This window comes from Phytoactinopolyspora alkaliphila, assembly GCF_010550695.1.
GTDB lineage: Bacteria > Actinomycetota > Actinomycetes > Jiangellales > Jiangellaceae > Phytoactinopolyspora > Phytoactinopolyspora alkaliphila.
Map to the genome: position 1 here is coordinate 38,226 of NZ_JAAGOB010000008.1, position 15,447 is coordinate 53,672.

15 protein-coding genes are annotated in these 15,447 nt (G+C 67.3%); 9 read left to right on the forward strand and 6 right to left on the reverse strand.

All coding sequences use genetic code 11. The features are described 5' to 3' along the window. The first annotated feature begins 24 nt into the window (after positions 1 to 24). From cmtR to G1H11_RS15465, 3 genes are all read left to right on the forward strand, one after another. Positions 25 to 384, forward strand: a complete 360-nt coding sequence (cmtR, locus tag G1H11_RS15455; protein WP_163819493.1) for a Cd(II)/Pb(II)-sensing metalloregulatory transcriptional regulator CmtR — start codon at positions 25 to 27, stop codon at positions 382 to 384. Beyond that, positions 381 to 1,091 carry a cation diffusion facilitator family transporter gene (locus G1H11_RS15460; protein ID WP_343074867.1) on the forward strand — a complete coding sequence of 237 codons (711 nt, stop codon included), beginning with the start codon at positions 381 to 383 and terminating at the stop codon, positions 1,089 to 1,091. The genes cmtR and G1H11_RS15460 overlap by 4 nt, the downstream gene beginning before the upstream one ends. A gap of 132 nt (positions 1,092 to 1,223) precedes the next feature. Further along, a complete protein-coding gene (locus G1H11_RS15465; protein WP_163819494.1) occupies positions 1,224 to 1,478 on the forward strand; it encodes a helix-turn-helix domain-containing protein in 255 nt (84 codons plus the stop codon). Positions 1,479 to 1,496: 18 nt separating this feature from the next. Here G1H11_RS15465 and G1H11_RS15470 read toward each other — a convergent pair whose 3' ends face one another. Continuing rightward, positions 1,497 to 2,765 (reverse strand): hypothetical protein, encoded by a 1,269-nt coding sequence (locus G1H11_RS15470; RefSeq protein WP_163819495.1) that lies wholly within the window; start codon positions 2,763 to 2,765, stop codon positions 1,497 to 1,499. A 98-nt stretch (positions 2,766 to 2,863) separates the two neighbouring features. After that, positions 2,864 to 3,976, reverse strand: coding sequence for a sugar phosphate nucleotidyltransferase (locus G1H11_RS15475; protein ID WP_163819496.1), 1,113 nt, complete (start codon positions 3,974 to 3,976; stop codon positions 2,864 to 2,866). Positions 3,977 to 4,157: 181 nt separating this feature from the next. On the opposite strand from G1H11_RS15475, the gene G1H11_RS15480 reads away from it, so the two are divergent. Next, positions 4,158 to 5,573: an ArsR/SmtB family transcription factor gene (locus tag G1H11_RS15480; RefSeq protein ID WP_163819497.1), complete on the forward strand. Its 1,416-nt coding sequence runs from the start codon at positions 4,158 to 4,160 to the stop codon at positions 5,571 to 5,573. A gap of 120 nt (positions 5,574 to 5,693) precedes the next feature. On the opposite strand, the gene G1H11_RS15485 is transcribed toward G1H11_RS15480, so the two are convergent. After that, complete coding sequence (locus tag G1H11_RS15485) at positions 5,694 to 6,674, reverse strand: AraC family transcriptional regulator (protein WP_163819498.1); 981 nt, start codon at positions 6,672 to 6,674, stop codon at positions 5,694 to 5,696. 189 nt (positions 6,675 to 6,863) lie between these two features. Here G1H11_RS15485 and G1H11_RS15490 point away from each other — a divergent pair, with 189 nt between their 5' ends. Then, positions 6,864 to 8,264 (forward strand): tryptophanase, encoded by a 1,401-nt coding sequence (locus tag G1H11_RS15490; protein ID WP_216843797.1) that lies wholly within the window; start codon positions 6,864 to 6,866, stop codon positions 8,262 to 8,264. Here G1H11_RS15490 and G1H11_RS15495 read toward each other — a convergent pair. Continuing rightward, entirely contained in the window at positions 8,236 to 8,547 is a 312-nt protein-coding gene (locus tag G1H11_RS15495; protein ID WP_163819499.1) for a helix-turn-helix domain-containing protein, read from the reverse strand. The genes G1H11_RS15490 and G1H11_RS15495 overlap by 29 nt on opposite strands. 245 nt (positions 8,548 to 8,792) lie before the next feature. Between G1H11_RS15495 and tsrT the strand changes: the two genes are divergently transcribed. Beyond that, positions 8,793 to 10,463 carry a tryptophan 2-C-methyltransferase gene (tsrT, locus tag G1H11_RS15500; RefSeq protein ID WP_163819500.1) on the forward strand — a complete coding sequence of 557 codons (1,671 nt, stop codon included), beginning with the start codon at positions 8,793 to 8,795 and terminating at the stop codon, positions 10,461 to 10,463. A 63-nt stretch (positions 10,464 to 10,526) separates the two neighbouring features. After that, positions 10,527 to 12,575 carry a M3 family metallopeptidase gene (locus G1H11_RS15505; protein WP_163819501.1) on the forward strand — a complete coding sequence of 683 codons (2,049 nt, stop codon included), beginning with the start codon at positions 10,527 to 10,529 and terminating at the stop codon, positions 12,573 to 12,575. A gap of 61 nt (positions 12,576 to 12,636) precedes the next feature. Here G1H11_RS15505 and G1H11_RS15510 read toward each other — a convergent pair whose 3' ends face one another. Continuing rightward, the gene (locus G1H11_RS15510; RefSeq protein WP_163819502.1) at positions 12,637 to 13,200 is read right to left on the reverse strand and encodes a TetR/AcrR family transcriptional regulator; all 564 of its coding nucleotides are present in this window, start codon (positions 13,198 to 13,200) and stop codon (positions 12,637 to 12,639) included. Between the two features lie 50 nt (positions 13,201 to 13,250). Here G1H11_RS15510 and G1H11_RS15515 point away from each other — a divergent pair, with 50 nt between their 5' ends. Next, a complete protein-coding gene (locus G1H11_RS15515) occupies positions 13,251 to 13,694 on the forward strand; it encodes an SRPBCC family protein (protein ID WP_163819503.1) in 444 nt (147 codons plus the stop codon). A 12-nt stretch (positions 13,695 to 13,706) separates the two neighbouring features. Here the strand turns inward: G1H11_RS15515 and G1H11_RS25860 are convergent, their stop codons facing one another. Beyond that, the gene (locus G1H11_RS25860; protein WP_216843799.1) at positions 13,707 to 14,165 is read right to left on the reverse strand and encodes a MarR family winged helix-turn-helix transcriptional regulator; all 459 of its coding nucleotides are present in this window, start codon (positions 14,163 to 14,165) and stop codon (positions 13,707 to 13,709) included. Between the two features lie 90 nt (positions 14,166 to 14,255). On the opposite strand from G1H11_RS25860, the gene G1H11_RS15525 reads away from it, so the two are divergent. After that, complete coding sequence (locus G1H11_RS15525; RefSeq protein ID WP_163819504.1) at positions 14,256 to 15,386, forward strand: substrate-binding domain-containing protein; 1,131 nt, start codon at positions 14,256 to 14,258, stop codon at positions 15,384 to 15,386. Positions 15,387 to 15,447: the final 61 nt, after the last annotated feature.

A 15,447-nucleotide genomic window follows, 5' to 3' on the forward strand; every position in this document is an offset into this window, starting at 1 on the left:
AGCCAACGCTGTATAGTTCAGCCCATGCTGACCATTGCTTCGCGTCTCGACGCCATGAACCGGCTGGGCCGGGCGCTTGCCGACCCGACGCGGTGCCGGATTCTCCTGGCGCTGCTGGACGGCCCCGGCTATCCAGCTCAGCTGGCCGAGAACCTGCAGTTGACCAGAAGCAACGTCTCCAACCACCTGAGTTGCCTGCGTGGGTGCGGACTGATCGTCGGAACACCCCGCGGCCGGCAGATGCGCTACGAGATCGCCGACGCACACCTGACCCGGGCGATCTCCGAGTTGCTCTCTATGGTGCTGGCCATCGACGCCGGCGAACCCTGCGTCGACGACGCGGACCGCACGCTGCCGCCGAGCCGGGCGGTGGCCACGCCGTGACACCCGCCCCACCCATCGTCAGCCGGCGCACCGCCATCCTGCGCCGGCGGGTACGGCTGATCGTGGCGGCAACCATCACCTACAACGTCATCGAGGCCGTCATCGCCATCGCTGCCGGTACCGCGGCATCGTCGGCCGCTCTGGTGGGGTTTGGCCTCGACTCCACCGTCGAGGTGATCTCCGCCGCCGCGATCGCCTGGCAGTTCTCCGCACGTGACCCCGAGTCCCGGGAGCCGGTCGCCCTGCGGATCGTCGCGTGCTCGTTCTTCGCGCTGGCCGCCTACGTCACGTTCGACGCTGTACGAGCGTTCGCCGGTGTCTCCGAGCCCGAACACAGCAGCGTGGGCATCACTCTCGCCGCCGTCAGCCTCGTGGTCATGCCGGCCCTGTCCTGGATCGAGCGCCGCACCGGACGCGAGCTGGGCTCGGCGAGCGTCGTGGCCGACTCCAAGCAGACGCTGATCTGCGCCTACCTTTCCGGCGTCGTTCTTGCCGGACTCGTGGTGAACTCACTCCTCGGATGGTGGTGGGCCGATCCGATCGCCGCGCTCGCCATCGCCGGCTTCGCCATCCGGGAAGGACTGGAGGCGTGGAAGGGCGACGCATGCTCCGTTCCCGCGAGTGCGCTACTGACCTCCCCAGAAGCCGAAACGGATCGAGCATGCGGTGCCGGCTGCGCAGATGAATGCTGCGCATCGCACTCCTGACGCTGCTCGGTGTCATGTCGCCTCTCCAGGCTGCTCCCGGCACAGCCGGGCCACTCGGCACATCAGCGGTCAATAATGCACGAACGGAGGCAAACCCGCGGTCTTCCGCCCTTCTCGGAGTACGCTAAGTTCATGACGCGGAAACTGCTGACGCTCAAGGAAACCGCCGAGATTCTTAGCGCGTCACACGCTCAGGTCTACGCACTTGTGCGCAGTGGTGATCTCCCCGCCATGAAGATGGGAGGGCGCGGCCAGTGGCGTATCGACCCGGATCGGCTCTCCGAGTACATCGAACGGTCGCATCAGCTCACCGATGCCTGGGTCCGGCAGCATCCGATGTCGCGTGCCACCAGCGACGACACCGGCGCGGAACCGCAGCCACACTGAGAGCCGGGCGGGGCGGCGTCAGAGCCCGTTCAGGTGCTGCCGCCCATCGGCCGGCTCATCGTCGAGACTCGCCCTCAGCGCTGCCATCTCCACGCCCAGCCCCTGCACGGTGCCGAGGATCGAGGCCTCGAAGCGCTGATATGTCCGCACCATGGCCGCCAGCACTTCCCGCTCGTGGTGAAGCCTCGCGTTCTCCAGTCTGAGCTCCTCGGCCGACGCCGCTCGCTCGGACCAGGCGGCCGAAGCCAGGCTCAGCAGGCGCGACGACGCGAGCGTCACATCGGATGCAGGCGTCAGGCCGCCGGTGCCTACTGCCGTGAACTCACGCTGCTCAGGCACGCCCACGGATGTCCCGTCGTCATCCACCGGATGGACGAGCCGGATGCCCGGCCGCACCGGACGGCCCACCAGCTCCGCCGCGCGCGCATCGAGAAACTCGGCGATGTCGGCGACATCCTGCGTTAGCGGCAGCTCGGCGACTCGGTGCCGCTGGGCGAAGCCGAGAATCTGAGCGAGCCGCCTGACCTGACTGTCGTCGATGCGTTCCCGGCTCAGCGTCCGGTGCCGGTGGGAATCCATGGGCGCGTCGAGGTCGACGCCGGGCGAGTATGTGCGCACGGTGCCCGGCGGCACGGCGTGACGGTCGCCGAGCATCTCGGTGAACTCTCGCTCGGCGGCGGCGTCGAGCAGATATATCACCCCGAGGCCGGCGAGTTCCCAGGTGACCCGGCTGGCCCAGGTGTACAGCTCCGCCAACGGCCGCACGGTGTGGCTCGCGACGAGCACGGCGCCGCGCCTCGACTCGTCCGCGAGGTAGTCCATCAGATCAGGCAATCCACTGGGCTGGATCCAGGTGGGCTCCACGGACGCCGGTGTCCTGCCGTCGTAGCACGTCAGTTCACCCATCACGGCCCGCTGAAAGCTCGGCACCGACATGAAGCTCTGGAATCCGTACGGGTTGACGCGGCTCGCCTCGGAAAGTTCGATCTCCGTCCACAACCAGCCAGCGTGACCGGGGTACTCGGCTGCGGTCACCGTGGTGCGCCACATGGTGGTGGTGGTCTGCGGCTGCGGGTGCTCCCGCCGCCAGCGAAAGAGACGCCCGTCGCCGTGTGGTTCATGGAGCACGCTGATGACGTCGTTCTCCTTGAGCAGGTGCTTGCCCGGCTCGAGGGTCGAAGCGTCGATGCCCTTCGCCTCGGTCCAAAGGGTCAGGTGCCTCACGACGGTCTCGACGAGTGGTTCGCCTTCCGCGACGTTGAGGTACGACCGGTATCCGACGCCCATGACCCCACCTCTCGAAGTTTCGTTTACTGATACGATAACTTCATACAGCGCAAGAAGGGATCCCGTCAACCGTTGATGTATTCGGGGCCGCTAGCCGATCACCACTGTCCCCGGGCCTGAGCCAGCTCTGCCGGACGCCCGATGTCCTGCCACTGATCGCGCACCGACCACAATCCGACGGATTCGCCGCGGTCCAGGCACTCGTCGAACAGCTTGGTCACCGGGAACATCTCACCCCTCGGCACCCGGCTGACCAGATCGGGGTCGAGCACGTAGATGCCCGCGTTGACCGGCCAGGATGGCGTCGGTTTCTCTACGATCCGGCGCAAGCGCTCATCCTCGGCCTCGATCACCCCGAACGGGACCTGGTGCTGGTACCGCGTCATAGCGATGGTCGCGATCACGTTCCGATCGCGATGACACCTCAGTAAATCCTGCACGGAGAAGGCGGTCACCAGGTCGCCGTTCATCAGGAGGACTGGAGCTGTCGGACCGTCCCCGAACTCGCCGAGCAGCCCCAGCGCGCCTCCGGTTCCCAGCGGGCGATCCCGGTCCTCCCGCAGGTATTCGATGGTGCAGCCGTACGTGGAGCCATCCCCGAAGTAATCCTCGATCTGGCTGCCCAGATAATTCACCGAGAGAAATATCTGGCGTATTCCCGCGCCCACCAAATGTAAAACTATGCGTTCCAGTATCGGCCGGCCAGCAACTGGCAGCATCGGCTTGGGAATATCATCCGTCAACGGCGCCAGCCGTGTTCCACGGCCACCGGCCATCACCACGGCCCAGTTGTCCAGAGGTTCCGGACCGATTATTTCATTGTCTATGTGGACACCGACAATGCGACCGTCACGGTCCACCACCGGAATCTCAGCCAGTCGAAGGGCGCGCATGACATCCAGTACTTCCGCACGGCCTTGTCCCGGTGTCACGGTCGTCGTCGGACAGCCGGCCAGCTCACGTACCGAACCGTCGAGATCGGTCCCGCTGACCAGCGCACGGCGGATTTCGCGCTCTCCGACCAGGCCCACCAGCCTCCCGTCGCCGTCGATGACGAACACGGTACTGACCTCGTGCCTGTCTATGACCGCCAGACAATCACGGATGCTCGCGTGCAAGGTTACCAGCATGTCCGTAAGGGAAATCTCTTGCCTTGTCATCGACCACTCCCCTGAATTCTCGCCATGCGAATCCAAGCTAACCGGGCCCACTCGGCAATCCCCAGGGGACGCCTTCTATTTTGCTCGACACATAGTTTTCACCCGCCTTCGCCTAATGGACGAACAGCGTCGCGTATCACACACTTCGCCCAGACAATTTCGCCATAGCCTTTGTTCCGGAGGGTCCGCCCCCACCTACCTATTTCTCGGGCGGGCCGGAAGGGGCGGGAACGTGAACACAACCGAAGCCCAGACCATCGGGCAGATTATTCGGCGAACAAGGCTCGAACTCGGCATGAGCCAGTACGTCCTCGCGGACCGGCTCGCGGCTGTCTCGGGCAAGCCGACGATGGGGCGAGACCGGGTGGCCCGATGGGAGCGCGGGAGCCAGGTGCCCCGCAACGAATGGCGGCAGTGGCTCTCGGCGGTGCTGGACGTCCCCACCGACAGGCTCGATCGGGGCGCGGAGGTGGCGAGACGGCAGAACCGCCTCGGCCATGCCCTGGTCACGGGCAGCACCACGGCATCGACCGGGACCGCACGGCGCGCACAAGGCACGCCGGCCCTTCTGCCGGTGTTCCGGTCGCGGGTCCAGGCGGGCATACTGGCGGCCACCTTGCTGAATCCGAGCCGTGCTTTCAGCCTGTCCGAGCTGGCCGAAGAGGCCGGCGGCTCACTCGCCTCGGTGTCGAAGGAGAGCAAGATCCTGGAAGAGGCCGGGATCCTCTACACCCGCTACGAGGGCGCGATCCGGCTGATCCGCGCCGCCACCGACAAGCCGATGCTCAGTCCACTGACGGAGCTGATCCGGGTGACCTATGGCGTTCCGCAGGTGATCGGAGAGGAGTTCGGCAGGGCCGCGGGTGTCGCGCAGATCGCCCTCACGGGCACCTGGGCGGAACGATTCGCGGGCGTGGCAGGTCCCGAGCCGGAGAGCATCCAGGTCCGCCTGATTCCCGTCGCCGACGAACACCCGGACGTTCGCGAGCTTCGCGCCGCCGCGCACCGGGCCGAAGCCCGCTTGCACCGGCCGGTGGTGTTCTCCGTGGCCACGAAGCGCCCGCCCGCTGGCCAAAGGGGCCGGCGCGCGCCGCGTACCGCCACGGCCGCACGGGTACCCCGCCAGCGCAGCCACGGCCCGGTGGTGCATATCGCCCCGCAGTCGACGCCGGACGCGATGCCGCCCACGGCGGAGGCGTGGGCTACCGGAGCCGACGTCATCGCCCGGCTGAACGGAGGCGGCCACCTCGAACTGTTCAGCGGCCCCTCCGCGGACAGCCGGCCACACTTCGAGGTGGCGGCTCACCATCTCGAATCGGCCGAGAGGGTCCTCGCGTCATCGCCGGAATCGGCGTTCGTCCTGATGTACCAGGCAGCACAAGCGATCGGCACCGGCTTGCTGGCGGCGCAGGGCCTGCGCGTCGCCGCCGGAAGCCCCGGGGACGTGCTCGGCCAGGCCGCCGTCGCGCAGTTCGGCCCACAGTTCCGTCAGCTCGAGCTGCTCCGTCAGCGGCACCTGGCCATGACCGACCCGAGCTGGCGTGACAACCGGGTCGCCGACATCGACGTCGACGGAGCCCTTCCGGCGATCCGCGCACTGCTGAAATCGGCGCAGGATCTGACCATCGAACTCAACCTCTTCGCCTGATCCGTCTGAGCTCAGCCGCCTCTGGCCGACGCGTCGTCGCGCAGGCGCGTCCCGGGCGCTGTTCTCTCTCGCGTCGCTTCCGGCTCGTCTCGACACGTCGCGGCCGCGTCATCCTGGCGATCAGTTCTCCAGCGTTTCGGACGGCAACTCGCCGAAGCGCCTCTGGTACTCCGCGGCAAAGCGGCCCGGGTGACCGAGCCCCCACTTCGCTACGACCTGCCCGACCGTGATCGCGTCGCGTTGCGCCGCCCGAAGCTCTTCACGGGCGCGCTGCATCCGCACGGCAGTCAGATAGCGTCTGGGCGACATGCCCAGGTGCTTGGCGAAGCCGTGCTGCAGCGCCCGAACGCTCACGTTGGCCTCCTTGGCGAGCATGTTCACCGTGTGCCGCCACTCGGGGTGATTCTCGATCAGCTCCCGGGCGATACTCACCGCCCGGCTCGGCACCGGGCACAGCGTGGAGTCGTCCAGCAGATCCGAGTAATTGTGGCGCTGAGACAACAGAAGCCCGGTGAGGAGCCCGTTCTCGAGCTCGGTCGCCGCTAGCTGATTGTTGACCAGGCTGTCGTCGGAGCGGTCGAGTTCATGCACCATGTATCGCACACCGTTCGCCCAGCTCAACCCGAATCCTGACCCGACGTCCATCCCCAGGGAGAACCGGACCGGACGCGGAAGCGGGGCACCGAGCAGATCACGCAGGTGTGCCTCAAGCGCAGGCCGTTCTATCCGCAGGATCAGCATTGTGCAATCTCTGGACCAGCGCATGCTCAGGGGCTCGGTGGGCGACACGACCGAGGCGAACCCTGGCTTGGAGTAGATGACCTCATTGCCGCAACTGACCGTGCAATGCCCGGAGAGCGGTATCTGAACGACGAAGAACGAGCCTAACTCTCCCGGCTCGATGAGGACGTCGCCGCCGTACTCCACGTAGTTGGCGGCGACCCGCCCGATCCGGCGGGTGTGCATCCGTGCGTCCAGCGTCTTCGACTTTCCCACCAGATCGAGCCGATGCGGTACGAACACCCTGCCGACGATGTCACGTGCTTCATCGAGATCGGTCGAATGGAAGAGCTCGAAACGCTCAAGTGGCAAGCCCGTCATGACCTTTCCGATCAGAGCGGCGAAGAGAACTAGACAAGGGTAGTCTCCTCCTCACTCAGAGTCACCCCCCGTGACTTACTGTTACCAAGCGGGACCGCGCAACCTTCGCATGCCGCCGTGCCGGGGAGTCCTCCTCAGGTGAACTGGCCCCTGCCCCCGCGTGCATGATCACCAGCACACTTGGGGTTCATGGAGACAGATCGACCGCCCGCGGAGGCACAGCCGGCTCCCCCGTTCATGGAGCCGTTCCGGATCAAGTCAGTGGAACCCATCCCCTTCCCGACCCGAGACCAGCGCCAGGCCACGCTCGCCCATGCCGGATACAACCTGTTCCGAGTGCCGGCAAGGCAGGTCACGATTGACCTGCTCACCGACTCTGGCACGAGCGCAATGTCGGCGGCGCAGTGGTCCGCCCTGATGTCCGGGGATGAATCATACGCCGGAGCGGAGTCGTTCGAAAGGTTCGAGTCGGTGGTGCGTGATCTCACCGGCTACGACGAGGTCCTGCCGGTGCATCAGGGCCGCGCCGCTGAACGCATCCTGCTCGGAGCCGTCCTGCGTCCCGGAGACGTGTCCATCAGCAACACCCATTTCGACACCACCCGGGCCAGCGTGGAGGCGGCCGGTGCGCACGCCGTCGATCTTCCCGTCGACCACGCCACTCCAGTGCCGTTCGGCGGCGACATGGACCTGAACGCGCTGGCGACCCGGCTCCGCGGAGCAGACGGTCCGGACGCGCGCTGCGTGGTTCTGACCATTACCAACAACGCCGGCGGCGGGCAGCCCGTCGGGATGACCAACGTCGAAGCCGTGCGCCGCCTGTGCGACGAGCACGACGTTCTCCTTCTGCTCGATGCTTCCCGCTTCGCGGAGAATGCCTACCTGATCACGCAGCGCGACCCCGACTACGCCCACCACAGTCCGCGAGACATCGCCCGGGTGGTCTTCTCGATGGCTGACGGGTGCTGGGCGAGCCTGAAGAAGGACGGCATCGGCAACATCGGCGGGCTGATCGCACTGCGCGATCCTGATCTGGCCCGGCGCTGCCGCGAACTGCTCGTGGCCACCGAGGGCTTTCCTACCTACGGCGGGCTGGCCGGGCGAGATCTCGACGTTCTGGCGCAGGGGCTCATCGAGGTGACCGATCCCCGCTACCTGCGCTACCGAGCCGAGGCCGCGCACTGGTTCGGCAGTCAACTTGCCCAAGCCGGCCTGCCGATACTCCGGCCCACCGGGTGTCACGCCGTTTATGTCGACGCGGCCGCCCTGCTGCCGCAGCTCGAAGCACACGAGCTCCCCGCCACGTCGCTCGCGAACGAGATCTATCTCGCCGGCGCGATCCGGGTCACGGACCTGGGCACCTTGGTGTTCGGCCGTGCCGATCCCGACACCGGCCACGAGGAGCCCGCGCCTCGCGAGCTGGTGCGCTTCGCCCTCCCCCGGCGTGTCTACACGAAGAGCCACCTGGAATACGTCGTGCAGCACGCCGGCGGGGTGGCCGCCCGCGCTCAACGCCTGCCGGGGTACCGGATCAGCGAGCAGAGCCCGACCCTTCGCCACTTCACCGCCGTGCTGAAGCCGTGGGGGTGAGCCGGGTGACCCGGGCAACCCGCGCGGCCACCTCGACCTCGCGCTGTGGCACGTCGAGCACGCTGCTGAGCCACTCTCGCCAGTACGGACCCGGTATCCGTTTGCCGCGTTCCCACCTCGCGACCTCCTCCCGGGTCAGGGAACTGTTCCCCGACGCATCCGCGAGCTGTTCAGCGATCTTGTGTTGGCTATATCCCAGGCTGCTTCTGACCCGCCGGATCATGATCCCCACCGGCTCGTTCCCTTGCGCCACCTGCGTCGTCCTCCACCGTTCGGTCACCATCAACCTCTCTCCGCCCCACTGAAAGCCTAGGAGTGGAGGCAGGCATGGCTAGTCCGATTCGCGAAGGATGCTGTCCAAATCGCGATGGATCAAAGACGGTGTGCACCGACCGGTTCGTAGCACCTCTCACCTGCGCACACGGCATGTATCGGCCCCTGCCGCAGCCGACCGTGGCGATGCCAGGATCGGCCATACCCCGTGGCGTGGCCATCGGGCTCAGCAGGCGGCACTGACAAGGAGCCAACGTGCGCGGACCACTCGTCACTCTGGTCAACCCGAACCTGGTACATCCACCCATCACGCCCTACGCGCTGGACATCCTCACCACGTCGCTGGAGGCGGTCGGGTTCGACGTCGAGGTGCTCGATCTCTGCCTGATGCGGCACGCCTGGCGCCGCGGCGTGGTCGAGTACTTCACCCGACGGCAGCCCTCCCTGGTGGGCGTGACCTTCCGCAACACCGACACGATCTATCCCCAGGAACAGCGCGTCTTCCTGGATTCGCACCGGGACGTCGTCCGCGAGATACGGCGGCACTCAGCCGCACCCATCGTCGGCGGTGGCGTCGGCTTCTCCTCCATGCCGTTCGCCCTCGTCGACTACCTCGGTATCGACTACGGCGTGAAAGGGCCCGGTGAGACCACACTGGTCGCCCTGGCCGGGGCGCTGGCCGAGGACCGGCCCGTGGACACCGTCGGCGGGCTGATCGTCAACCATGGTGACGGTGTCGTCCGCCAGGTTCCGCACGCCAGCCGGCTGATCGCCCTCGGCCGGGCGTCGCTGGTGAATCGGACCACGCCGTACACCCGCAGGTCCGGCACGCCGAACCTGGTGGACAACCTCGCCTACTACCGCCGCGGCGGCCTCGGCAACATCCTCACCAAGAACGGCTGCGCATTCGCCTGCACCCACTGCGTCGAACCCGACGCGAAGGGCAACCAGTTCGCCCGCAGGGCCGAGACGGCCGTCGTCGACGAGATGGAGTCGCTCACCGCACAAGGCGTGTACCACCTGCACACCACCGACAGCGAGTTCAACCTGAACATCGCCCACAGCAAGGCGATCCTGCGGGAGATCGTCCAGCGCAAGCGGGCCGACGCGTCGTCGTCGCTGCATCGGCTGCGGCTGTGGATCTACATCCAGCCGGCACCGTTCGACGAGGAGTACGCCGCGCTGCTGGCCGAGGCCGGCTGCGCCGGCGTCAACGTGGCGCCGGACCATGTCCGCGACGAGGTCCTGGACGGCTGGAAGGTCACCGGGAAGGGATCGCGGTTCTACACCTTCGACGACGTCCGCACGGTCTGCGAGCTGTCTCACCGGTACGGCATGCTGACCATGGTCGAGGCGTTGCTCGGCATGCCAGGCGAGACGGAGTCGACGATGCGCGCATGCGTGGACGGGCTGATGTCCCTAAACGCGACCGTCGTCGGATTCACCCTGGGCATCCGCGCGTTCCCCTATTCGCCGCTGGGAATCCGCCTCGCGGAGGCGAGCCGCGGCATCCGGCCGGTACGCGGTGTCCAGTCCAACACCGCGGCCGCTGCGATCCTCCTCGCCCCACGAGCTCAATGCGCCAGCGCGGTCGAATACGAGCGGCAGTTCATGTTCGGCCCGGACGGCGGCTTCCGGCCGGTCTACTACTTCTCCCCGGCGCTTCCGGACGGGCCAGCCAGCACGGATCCCGCAGCCCGGTGGATGCGTAGCCTGGAGCTGCTGTGGGAATGGGTGCCGCCGCAGGACCGGCACCGCGTCATGCTTCCCACGGGACCGGGGCTGAGCGCCGAGGACAACAACTACGCCGACAACCCGTTCCTGATACGGCTCACCGAACTCGGGCACAAGGGCGCGTACTGGGCGTACTGGCCGCGGCGCGAGGAGATCATGTCGACGGCGGACACCTCGGCCGGCCGCCGTTGACAACGCTGCGGTAACCATCGCACCGTCACAGCCGTGACGGCCCCGGCCGGCGTCGGATAGGTTTTGCTGATGGTTGACAACCCCCTTCTCATCGCCAGCGACCTGCCGTACCAGCTACCGCGGTTCGAGCAGATCGAGCAGTCGCACTACCGGCCCGCTTTCGACCATTGCATGGCCAAGCATCGTGCGGAGATCGACGCCATCGCGGCCAACCCCGAGCCACCGACGTTCGAGAACACCATCGTCGCCCTGGAACGCAGCGGCCAGCAGCTCATGCGGGTGTTTCTCGTCTTCTTCAACCAGGCCAGCGCCAACACCAATGCCGAGATCCAGGAGCTGCATGGTGAGCTCTCGCCGCAGATAGCGGCACACCAAGACGCCATTCTGCTCAACCCGGAGCTGTTCGCCCGGGTGAGAGCGGTGCACGACGCGAGCCCCGAGCTCGACCCGGAGTCGCGCCGGCTCCTGGACCGCACCTATCTGGAGTTCACCCGAGCCGGTGCCGGTCTCACCGCAGACCAGCAGGCCAGGCTGCGCGAGATCAACGGGGAGCTGTCCGGGCTGTCCACCGCGTTCGGGAATAAGCTTCTCGACGACACCAACGCCACGGCCGTCGTGGTCGACGACGTCGCGGACCTGGATGGGCTATCCGCGGACGCCATTGCCGCCGCGGCTGAGACCGCACGTCAACGGGGGCTGGACGGCAAGTACGTCATCACCCTCGGCCTGCCTAGCAACCAGCCGGTTCTCGCGTCACTGAGCAACCGTGACCTGCGCGAGCGGATCCACCGCGCCTCGATTCAGCGGGGCGCCAACGGCAACGAGCACGACACCGCGGCCACCGTCGCCCGCATCGTCGCCTTGCGGGCCGAACGCGCAGCGCTGTTCGGACACCACAGCCATGCCGCGTACACGCTGGAGGACTCCACCGCCGGCTCACCCGCCGCCGTGCACGAGATGCTCGACAAGCTGGTGCCGGCCGCCGTCGCCAACGCCCAGGCTGAGGCGGAGGCGCTGCAGGAGGCTGTGGGTGGCGAGTTCACCCTGCAAGCGTGGGACTGGGCGTTCTACTCCGAACAGGTGCGCCGCACCAAGTACCAGGTCGACGAGGCGGAACTGCGTCCCTACTTCGAGCTGGAACGCGTGCTGCACGACGGCGTATTCTTCGCCGCCCACCGTCTCTACGGCGTGAACTTCACCGAGCGGCACGACCTCACCGCCTACCATCCGCAGGCGCGGGTCTTCGAGGTCACCGAAGAGGACGGCTCCCCCCTGGGGCTATTCGTCGGCGACTTCTTCGCCCGCGAATCCAAGCGCGGTGGCGCGTGGATGAACTCCTTCGTCGAGCAGTCGTCGCTGCTGGGCACGCAGCCCGTGGTGATCAACAATCTGAACGTCACCCAGCCGCCCGCGGGCGAGCCGGCGCTGATGACCTTCGACGAGGTCAACACCATGTTTCACGAGTTCGGCCACGCCCTGCACGGCTTGTTCTCCGACGTCCGGTACCCGAAATTCTCCGGTACCAGCGTCCGCCGGGACTTCGTCGAGTTTCCGTCCCAGGTCAACGAGATGTGGTCCACCTGGCCGGAGGTCCTGGCCAACTATGCGCGTCACTACCGCACGGGGGAGCAGCTTTCGCCGGAGGTGGTGCAGCGCCTGCTCGACTCACAGATCTGGGGCGAAGGCTTCAAGACCACCGAGTACCTGGCGGCGTCGCTACTGGATCTGGCCTGGCATGAGCTCAGCGCCGACGACGCCGGCACCATCACCGCCGACGACATCCCCGGCTTCGAGACCGCCGCGCTGGAAGCCGCAGGTATCGCCCTCGACACCATCCCGCCGAGGTACCGCACCACGTACTTCGCGCACATCTTCGGCGGCGGCTACAGCGCCGGATACTACTCCTACATCTGGAGCGAGGTCCTCGACGCCGAGACCGTCGAGTGGTTCAAGGAGAACGGCGGGCTGACCCGGGAGAACGGCGAGCACTTCCGCCGTACCCTGCTGTCCCGCGGCGGCAGCGTCCCGGAGATGGACGCGTTCCGCGAGTTCCGCGGCCGCGACCCGCAGATCGAACCCCTGCTGGAACGACGCGGCCTCAACCGCAGCTGACCGATCTCGCCCCATGATCATTGGCGTGTCCCCACACCATGAGGTAGCCGACCGCCAATGATCATGGGGAGGGGGGATCGTAGCGGCTGATGAACAGTTCCATGGCGTCGTCGGCTGCGGCACGGTCTCCGGTGGCCAGCAGGTCGAGCAGCAGGCCCCGGGCCACGGCCAGCCCCAGCCTGGCGTGGACACGGGCATCCTCGACGGTGAAGCCGGCTCGCGCCAGGGACGCGGCAAGGGGCTCTATCCACGGATCGATGAGACCGTCCAGGATGGCCGCGGCTCCAGGATCGCCCTGAACGGCACGGCCGTACATCTCGAAGAACAACCGTTCATGCGGCCACAGGTCGGGATGGGCCAGGCGCCGCCAGAACGCGCGCGCCACCTCGGCCGGTGCGGCGTCGTCGTCGGCCAGTTCGTCGAAGACCGCCCGCTGCTGCGACTCCATCGCCCGGACCACTTCGGTGAGCAGTCCTTCCTTGGAGCCGAAGTGGTAGATGAGCATCCGGTGGCTGGTGCCCAATGCCGACGCGATCTCACGCAGACTGCGCTCCCGGATGCCGTGCTGGGCCACGTATTCGATCGCCGCGACGAGCAGACGGTCACGGGCGACACCCTGCTTCATGTTCCATATGGTACATGTACCATTTGGTACAACTGTCAAGGAGGTCTTCCATGCCCAAACACCACATCGATGTCTCCGTCACCACGCCCGCGCCGGCCGGCGTTGTGTACGGCTTCCTGCGCGACGGCGCAAGCTGGCCACAATGGTCGCCGATCGAGGCGTTCGAGCTGACCAGGAAGAGCGACGACGGCGACGAGGGCGTCGGCGCCGTCCGGGTCTTCCGCACCGGACGGATCCGCAGCCAGGAACGGATCGTCGAGCTGATCCCGGACCGCAGATTTTCCTACGTCCTCGAAAAGGGCCTCGCCATCCGCGGCTACCGCGCCGACGTCGACCTCTCCGAGGGACCGGACGGCACCACTATCCGGTGGCGCTCGTCGTTCGACGCCAAGGTTCCGGGCACCGGTGGACTCTACCGGCGCACCCTGACCCGGTTCATCACGCAGTGCGCCCACGGTCTTGCCGCCCACGCCACCACACCGTCGTCACCCTGAGACAGCGGCGCGCTAGGTGAGCATCCGGCGCAAGGCGTCCGCGAGATCTGCGCGCTCCGGGCCCGGCACCGCTCCCAGCACCCTGGACTCTGCCTCCGCCACCCGCGGGCGCAGTTCGGTCACCAGCGCCCGGCCCCTCGGTGCGAGCTGCACGAGGACTCGACGACGGTCACCCGGGTCGATATTGCGGTGCGCGAGGGCAGCCGTGGTCAGCCGGTCCACCACCCGGGTCAGGGTGGGGCCGGTGACGGAAAGGACGCCGGACAGCTCCGACATGGTCGCGCCGTCATGGCCTCTCAAGTAGGTGAGCACCCGCCACTGGTCGAGCGTGAGGCCCGCTTCTACCAGGACTGAATCGACGGCAGCCGCTAGCCGAGCAGTGACTCGGGCCATCAGCTCGAAACCAGGCTCGAGCACGCCGGTGTCCGCCGGCGGGGCCGGAACAACCACCGCCTCAGTCGCATCCGTCACGTCAGCCCTTCCCATCGGCGTCGTTCTCGACCATAGTAAGTACTTTCAGATGGAACCAATCGTGCCATGGTCCTAACCTTGGGGGCAGCGATGACCACGGCCAAGCCCGAGAACCGGCGTGACCCTCCCCCGCGCCCAAGCCGTCGCCGGACGCCGGGGCATCGCTGCAGCAGCCGTCCTCCGGCGCTGCGAGTCGGGCTCGCCATACCGCTGCAGGGGCCGGCCGGCCTCTTCGGCCCATCCTGTGAGGCCGTCGCCGAACTCGCCGTCGCCACCATGAACACCGCCGGCTCCGTCAGTCCTGAGGTCCAGGTGGAGGTGATCGACGCCGGAGCACCCGGGCACGTCGTGGCCAGACAGGTGGATCGGCTGGTGTCGGCAGGCCGGATCCACGCCCTCACCGGCTGGCACATCTCCGCGGTCCGGGAACACGTCGCCCCCGTGACCGTTGGCCGCATCCCCTACGTCTACACGTCCCTGTACGAAGGCGGCGAGTCCCGCCCCGGTGTGTTCTGCTCGGGCGAGGTACCTGACGGGCAGGTCGCGCCGGCGCTGACGTGGCTACGCGATCAGCTGGGCCTGCGCCGATGGTGCGTTGTCGGCGACGACTATGTCTGGCCACGGGCCTCGGCGCGGCATACCCGAGACTTCGCCCACCAGCTCGGCCTCGACATCACCGCCGAGATCTTCGTCCGGCTCGGCACCCGCGCCTTCGAACCCGTCATCCGCGCCGTGCGCGAGAGCGCGGCCCAAGGCGTCTTGCTCTATCTCGTCGGCCAGGACGCCGTGGAGTTCAACCGGGCGTTCGCCGCGGCGGGACTCGACGACACCATGGTGCGGTTCAGTCCTCTCATGGAGGAGAACATGCTGCTGGCGTCCGGACCGCAGGCCACAGCCAACCTGTACGTCGCCGCGGCCTACTTCCGCAATCTCGCCACCGCGGGCGCCCTTGACCTGGTCGCCGACTACGTGTCGCTGCACGGCCCGGGCGCGCCGGCCCTGAACAACGCCGCGGAGTCCTGCTATGAGGGCATCATGACGCTGGCCACCCTCATGCGCCGCACCGGATGTGCCGATGTGCGGTGCCTGACCGCACATGCGGAGGGCGCCGGGTTCGACGGCCCTCGGGGACCCGTCCAGCTCGTCGGAAACCATCTTCGCCAGCGTGTGCACCTGGCCCGTGCCGACGGCCTCGACTTCGAGGTACTCGGCACGCTCTGACCGGCACCGTAGCGGTGATTCGCGGGCACTGCCCTCAGCCGTGACCCGCGCGTCCTGCGCG

Excerpts from the sequence above, each read along its gene's own strand:
- cmtR (WP_163819493.1), top strand. The coding sequence starts at position 25 with ATGCTGACCATTGCTTCGCGTCTCGACGCCATGAACCGGCTGGGCCGG.
- G1H11_RS15465 (WP_163819494.1), top strand. The coding sequence starts at position 1,224 with ATGACGCGGAAACTGCTGACGCTCAAGGAAACCGCCGAGATTCTTAGC.
- G1H11_RS15470 (WP_163819495.1), bottom strand. The coding sequence starts at position 2,765 with ATGGGCGTCGGATACCGGTCGTACCTCAACGTCGCGGAAGGCGAACCA.
- G1H11_RS15485 (WP_163819498.1), bottom strand. The coding sequence starts at position 6,674 with ATGACGGGCTTGCCACTTGAGCGTTTCGAGCTCTTCCATTCGACCGAT.
- G1H11_RS15490 (WP_216843797.1), top strand. The coding sequence starts at position 6,864 with ATGGAGACAGATCGACCGCCCGCGGAGGCACAGCCGGCTCCCCCGTTC.
- G1H11_RS15495 (WP_163819499.1), bottom strand. The coding sequence starts at position 8,547 with ATGGTGACCGAACGGTGGAGGACGACGCAGGTGGCGCAAGGGAACGAG.
- G1H11_RS15510 (WP_163819502.1), bottom strand. The coding sequence starts at position 13,200 with ATGAAGCAGGGTGTCGCCCGTGACCGTCTGCTCGTCGCGGCGATCGAA.
- G1H11_RS15515 (WP_163819503.1), top strand. The coding sequence starts at position 13,251 with ATGCCCAAACACCACATCGATGTCTCCGTCACCACGCCCGCGCCGGCC.
- G1H11_RS15525 (WP_163819504.1), top strand. The coding sequence starts at position 14,256 with ATGACCACGGCCAAGCCCGAGAACCGGCGTGACCCTCCCCCGCGCCCA.